4 protein-coding genes and 1 pseudogene are annotated in these 6,316 nt (G+C 73.7%); 1 reads left to right on the top strand and 4 read right to left on the bottom strand.

Features of this window, described 5'->3' with window-relative positions; genetic code table 11:
• Positions 1-449, bottom strand: a pseudogene (locus tag ACFC1F_RS07590) (hypothetical protein); the annotation flags it as partial.
• A gap of 10 nt (positions 450-459) precedes the next feature.
• Here ACFC1F_RS07590 and ACFC1F_RS07585 point away from each other — a divergent pair.
• A complete protein-coding gene (locus ACFC1F_RS07585) occupies positions 460-780 on the top strand; it encodes a hypothetical protein (RefSeq protein ID WP_209414668.1) in 321 nt (106 codons plus the stop codon).
• A 134-nt stretch (positions 781-914) separates the two neighbouring features.
• On the opposite strand, the gene ACFC1F_RS07580 is transcribed toward ACFC1F_RS07585, so the two are convergent.
• The 3 genes from ACFC1F_RS07580 to ACFC1F_RS07570 form a co-directional block, all read right to left on the bottom strand.
• Positions 915-1,394 (bottom strand): hypothetical protein, encoded by a 480-nt coding sequence (locus tag ACFC1F_RS07580; protein WP_376156385.1) that lies wholly within the window; start codon positions 1,392-1,394, stop codon positions 915-917.
• Positions 1,395-1,510: 116 nt separating this feature from the next.
• Positions 1,511-2,176: a type VII secretion system-associated protein gene (locus ACFC1F_RS07575; RefSeq protein ID WP_376156384.1), complete on the bottom strand. Its 666-nt coding sequence runs from the start codon at positions 2,174-2,176 to the stop codon at positions 1,511-1,513.
• 124 nt (positions 2,177-2,300) lie between these two features.
• Positions 2,301-6,071 carry a toxin glutamine deamidase domain-containing protein gene (locus ACFC1F_RS07570; RefSeq protein WP_376156382.1) on the bottom strand — a complete coding sequence of 1,257 codons (3,771 nt, stop codon included), beginning with the start codon at positions 6,069-6,071 and terminating at the stop codon, positions 2,301-2,303.
• Between the last annotated feature and the right edge of the window lie 245 nt (positions 6,072-6,316).

Here is a 6,316-nt window from a genome sequence, read left to right as displayed (position 1 = left end):
GCGCCGGCACCGCCGGCCGCGGCCCCGCCTGCCGCCGCGGCGCCGTCACCCGGCCCGGGCTGCGGTGGCTGCCCCGCCGGCTGGGCCGGGTCGCCGACGTTGCCGTGCGCGTCGGTGCCCGGGACGAACCCGTCGCCGCCGCCGTCCTGCTGGGTGTACCCGGCCGGGGGCGGGCCGTCCGCACCCGGGTGCGGGTCGTCGCCGCCGAGGTCGGAGAAGACCAGGGGCAGCCCGACCAGCACCAGCCCGGCGACGGCCGCCGCGGCGATCATCGGCCTGGAGATCCGGCGCGGCCCGGCCTCCCCGGGCGCGGGGGGCTCCAGCTCCTGTCCGGGGACGGCGACGAGACCCCCGCGGGCTTCGCCACCGGCCGCTGCGGCGGGCGCTCCGGCGGCCGCGCCGGCCCCGTTCTGCCCACCCCTGACGGGCGGCACCGGGCCTGTGGCCACCCCTGCCGTCGTGGCCGTCGTCCGGGCCGTCGTCCGGGCCGTCGTGGACGCGGTCGGGGAGGTGGTCGGGGAGGCCGTCGTCGAGGCGGGCGTGCGGGCCGTCGTCGAGGCCTCACCGGCCGCCGTCGGAGGCAGTTCGGCGGTATCGGCCGTCTCGGCCGCCGCCGCGTTCGCCGCCGTCCCGGCCCCCGGTGCCCCGGACGGGCCGGCGGCCGGCGACTGCGGCACCACCCATGCCACCACCGGCAGTTCGTACCCGCCACCGGCCGGCTCGTCCGGCTGGTTCCCGCGGCCGTTCCGGTTCTTGCCCACGATGGCCCCCTGGCCCTAGACGACGACGCTCGCAGGAGGCCGCCGCTCCGGCCCTCACCGGCCGGACGACGGACCGTCCACCCGTACCCACGGACGGCGGGCCGCGGCGGGTTCAGCGGCCCCCGAATTCGTCACGCCGGCCGGACCGGACGGCTATCCGGTGGGGACGCTGCCGTCCGGCCGCCAGACCGGTCGCGGCGGCTCCGGCGGGTTCAGGACGAACTCCGCGGCCCGCTGCACGGCCTCCGCGTCCGGGGCCGGGCCGAACACCCCCCGCTCCCGGACGTGCGAGCGCAGGGCTGGTTCGGGCGCGAGGGCGTACCGCTCCAGGTAGTAGGTCACGGTGTCGGTCCAGATCCACTCGCCGTCGGTGCGGTAGTGCAGCGGGACGACGCCCCTGCGGGTCGCGTCCAGCACGTCGTCCATGAGCATCGGCGTCATCAGCACCGCCGCCCCGGCCCGCAGGTACGCGATGAGGGCGGCGAGTTCCTCCGGGTCGTCGACGACGGCCCGGTCCGGGGCGAAGCCCGGCCCCGTCACCGGGTCCACACGGTCGAACACCGCCGCGAGCCGGAATCCGCCGTCCGGGCCCTGCCGCACCCCGCGGTCCGCCCGCTCGCCCGTCTCCGCCATCGGTACCCGCTCCCGTCGTCCTCGGCCCCGGTCCGGCACCGGCGCGGCTGCGGCCGGCGCCGGGGCACCCTCACCCGGAGGAACGGCCGGCAGGCCCGGGGGCGTTCACCGGCCGCTCAGCCGAAGGGACGGAGCGACGGCTCCGGGCCGCCGGACCGCACCCGCTCCTCGACCAGCTCCCGCAGGGCGTCCTGCTCCAGCCGCATCGCGGCCGGGGCACCGGGATTGACCAGGATGCGGCACCCCCGCGGCAGCCGCTCCAGCAGGTCCGCGACGCCGAGCACGGCGTGCTCCGGACCGCCGGCGGCCGCCAGCCACGACCGCGCCGTGAAGACGACGGCCACCAACTCCCCGTCCGGCAGCTCGATTCCGCCGAGGCCGCCCTCCCCGTCCAGCGGCACGGCGACCTGTGCCGACGCCAGCGCGCGGTAGACGTCGCCGGGCGGCCCGTAACCGGTCGCGGACAGCTGGACGGCGGCGTCGACCGGATCGGTGGGCGCGGGCCATTCCAGCGCGAGCGGCGACATCCGGTAGTCCTCGTTCGCCGCGAACTCCTCGACGCCACCGTCCTCACCCGCGCGCCACTGGCCGATGACCGCCCAGGCGGGCGGCGGCCCGTCGCCCGCCCAGGCCGGGTCGACCAGCCCGATCCACTGCCCCGGGGCCACCCTGGCGGCGGCGGCGACGTGGTCGGGAACCCCGATCACGTCCGGTACCACGGCCCCTTCTCCGCCCGCCCCACCGGCCGCCGTCCCACCAGCACGCTCGTCCGACACGGTCACAACAACGCTCCTGTCGACTCGTTCGCCCCTCGCGGCCGCCGCGACCGCCCCGTCTCCCCCTTCTACGGCCCGCGTCCGGAACCGCGTTCACCCCCTCAGGACCGGCGCCCGCGTGCCGGACCCCTCAGTCCGTGACCGGCGGGCCACCCAGCAGGAACGTCACCTCCTCACCGAGCTCGGAGCCCCAGTCCCCGCCCCCGTCCTCGTCCTCGTCCGACCCGGCCCCCTCGTCATCGCCCTCGTTCTCGTCCTTGTCCTTGTCCGAGCCGGAACCGTGCGGCACGCCGCCCAGGAACAGGAAGGGCACCTCCTCCCCGGACTCGGAACCCCCGTCGGTCCCGTACTCCCCGTCCCCGTCCGACCCGTCCCCGTCCGACCCGGCCCCCTCGTACTCGTTCTCGTCCGAGCCGGAACCGTTCAGTACTCCGAGGCCCGAGAACAGGAAGGTCACCTCCTCCGCGGACTCGTTACCCCCGTCGGACCCGGACTCCCCGCTCCCGTCCGCGTCCGGCTGCCCGGCCTGGTCGGAACCGGCCGTCTCGTCGTGCGCGAACACGAACTCCAACTCGCCCTCGGAGCCGGACCCCTCGGAGTCCGAGCCCTCGGAGTCGGAGCCCTCGCCCTCGGCGACAGCGGGGAACGTCTCCGCACCGGAGCCGGCCGGCGCCTGGTGCGACTGCGCGACCGCCGGTCCCTCCCCGTCCGGGCCGGCCTGCGGCACCTCCTCCTCCGCCACGATCAGGATGTAGTCCTTGTCGACGTCGCCGCCGGGATCGGGCATGGCCTTGCGGTCGGTCACCCTGAAGCGGGCCCCGGGCAGGAGCAGCACCTCGGCCTCCTCGCGCTTCTGCGAGAACGCGGCGATGTCGCGTCCGCTGCCGCCGCGCAGGGTGAGCATGTAGACCACCCGGTGGCGGTACGCCCCGACCGGGTCCTTGGTGGCGAACATGTGGGCCTTGGTGAACCTCGTGCTGGTACTCGCGTAGGTGTCGAACTCGACGTGGTCCTTGGCGAAGAAGGAGGTCATGAACGCGCTGACGTTGCTCTCGTTGCCCCACTCCCAGGCACCGCGGTAGACGGTCATCTCGTTCGCCACCGGAAGCTCCCTGAGCGCCTCCAGCAGCATGCCGGCGTGGAGCTTCGACTCGGCGACCACCGACGGCAGCAGCTCGTCGATCTTGTGCTCGATCTTCCTCATGATCTCCGGCTTGTCCTCCGGGCCGGCCGTGCGGTGCAGGTTGACGAGGTCCGTGACCTCCTCGTCCTGGAAGAAGATGTTGGGCGGTAGGGCCTCGGAACCGGCCAGTTCCTTGACGACCATCTCCTTCAGGACGTGACGCGTCGCCTTGGTCACCACGTCGACGAAGGGCAAGCCGCCGCCGATACCCCGGGTGCGCTCGACGACCAGGTTGATCAGGGTGTGATCGTTTCCGGTGTAGGCCCGGATCGCCATCAGATGGGCCACGGTGAAGTTGGGCAGCCGCGCGCGCATCTCCCCCACGGGAATCCCGTGCTTGCCCAGCCAGCGCCTCAGCAGCACGTCCGTCGGAGGGCCCAGCACCCCGTTGATCTGCTGATGGAAGAACTTCCTCGCCGCGTTGGCCTCCAGCTCGTCGAGCGCGTAAAGACCGCCCTCGTCGCCGTCCACGAGCATCCGGTCGAAATAGTGCCGCTCGTGCGGCAGCATGCCCCACGCGTCGAGTTCGCGCAGCCGCGGTTCGGCGAACGCGGGGCCCAGCGCGTCCAGGCTCCGGTACATCGACACCGCGTCGGTCAGGTCGAAGGTCCTGCCGTCCACGCCCTCGAATCCCGCGATCTGGGCGCCCCGCAGGATCTCGTACAGCGAGTGGTCGTTCTGGAGGCGCATCCAGCCGATCAGGCCGACGACGAAGTCCTCCGGCCGTGCGTCCGGGACGTTCAGCCAGTCGAAGGCGTTGAACATGCGGGTGGCCGTGCCGGACAGTCCGCCGATCGCGGGGATGCCCCGCTCTTCGAGGTCGCGGTACCAGGTGGAATCCGGGTCCAGCTGGTACCGGGCGCCGCCCTCGATCGACCCGAGCGGGAACTCCGGCCCCTGCCGCCTGGGGATCCGCCCGCCCGGGAACACGTGGCCCTGCGCCAGCAGCTCGTCGATCTCCTCCGGTGTCATCTCCTGCAGGTCGCTCGAACGGAGGTCCGTCCGGCCGGAGACCTTCGCCGTCACCGTGGTCGTGACGTTCCCCTGCGCGTCCGGGGCGCCGGTCACGACCTCCACCTCCGACACGGTCTGCCACTCCGGGAAGATCCGGGCCGTGTCCAGCTCCCCCTGCGGCGTGAGCGGGACGGTGCCGAGCTCGCGGGTCGCGACCGCCGTGAGCGGCAGCACCTCCCGCTCCAGGAGCAGCGCCCGTTCGCGCCGGCTCAGCTCGACGTCGGCCCGCCTGAGCTGGGACGGCGTCAGCCTGCCCGGCGTGAGCATTTCGTCCGCGCGCTGCGTGCGGATCGACTGGCTCATGCCGAGTTCGCTGGTGTTGTTCAACGGTTCGGCGCTCCACCGCATGAGGTTGCCCAGCGCGAACGGGTCCTCGGAGAAGTTCCTGGCCTGCGGGGACGAGATGGCCGTCAGCATGCCGTGGAGCAGGCGCCGCTCCGAGCTCTCCAGGTAGTCGCGGTAGGGCCGCAGCTTCTCCACGTTGAGGCCGAGGGCCTGGCCGAGCAGCATCTCGGGGTCGCCGAACACCTTCAGCAGCAGCTCCTTCAAACCGCCGATGTACTCGGCGCCCTCGCCGCCGGGCCGGTAGTAGGCGGCGTTGTAGAACGCGGTGTACTTCTCCCGCGGGTTCCCGGACTCGACCATCTTGTCGATGTCACGGACGGTGAGGCGGGAGTGCCCGATCTGGCCCGCACTGGTCACGTCGTCACGGGTGAGGAGCTGCCTGAGGTGGACGTCCTCCTGCCAGTCCGGACCGTGGCTGAACACCAGGATCCGGAGCAGGTGGTTGAGCGCCAGGCCGATGGCGGAGTCCTCGTGTGCCACGAGGCCGACGGCCCGCTCGGCGATCTGCCGCTCGAACTTCTCGGCCTGCTCCTTCCACCCCGGCTGGGCGGCGATCGGGTGCTTGGGGAACAGCCGCTCCGGGCCCGCCACGCCGAAGGTGTGGCCGGGCGCCCCCATGGCGGGGTCGTGGAAGAGCAGCTCGTCGTACTGCCCGTCGCCGCGGATCTGGTCGTGCGCGGCGTCCTCGACGTAGGCCCAGACGGAGGCCGTGCCGGTGACGTCCGGCCCGGTCTCCGGGAACTCGGCCAGCTGCGGGTCGATCCACATCAGCTCGCCGCCGTCCGTGTGCAGCACGGTACTGGCGTGGCCGATCCGGCCCTGTTCGGCGGTGAGGACGAGGGCCCTGGCCCCCGGCCCGGCCTCCCGGACCAGGGCGGTGACCCGGTCCAGGGCCTCGGAGCCGGCGCCGTAGTGCCACGCCGGGCCGAGGCGCCTGGACAGCTCCCAGACGCCGTCGCGCTCGGGCTGCTGGTCGGGGCGGCTCCCGGCGGGGTGCGGGTCCCCGTCCATGGTGTCCCACAACGCCAGGTTCACGTCGAGGCAGTTGACCCGGTCGCCGTCGGGGTTGAGGTGCCTCAGCAGCGCCCCGGTGAGCTGCGGCCGGCCGCCCGGCGCACCGGGCAACCCGGCCAGCCACGCCTGGTGCTGCTCAGGGGTGGGCTCGACCAGGCCGCGGTCGGCCGCCGGGGTGACGTCGCGGCCCATGCCGTGGTGCCGCTTGGGCCCCGGACCGTCCGACTCGGGGACGTGGTCCTCCTCGGCGCGGCGCTTGGTCGTGGGGACGAGGACGTTCCAGATGTCGTCGCCACTGGGCTGGTGGAGGTTCCCGGCCTGCCCGTCGTCCGGCAGCGGTGGCAACGGTTTCTCGGGAAGCGGTGGGAGAGGCTTCTCGGGAAGCGGTGGCAATGGCTTCTCGGGAAGCGGCGGGAGAGGCTTCTCGGGCAACGGCGGCAACGGCTTCTCGCTCAGCGGCAGTTCACCGGAGGAGACATCCGGCGGGGTCTGCGCCGGTGAGTCGTCCCCGGGAACGACCGGGCCGGCATCCGCGACCTCGCCTACCTGCCCGATCCATGCGGTGCCGACCGCGTCGGGCGAGTTCCGCC

The organism is Kitasatospora sp. NPDC056181 (assembly GCF_042266225.1).
In the GTDB taxonomy this organism is placed as follows: Bacteria; Actinomycetota; Actinomycetes; order Streptomycetales; family Streptomycetaceae; genus Kitasatospora.
This window is presented reverse-complemented; position numbering and strand designations above follow the sequence as displayed.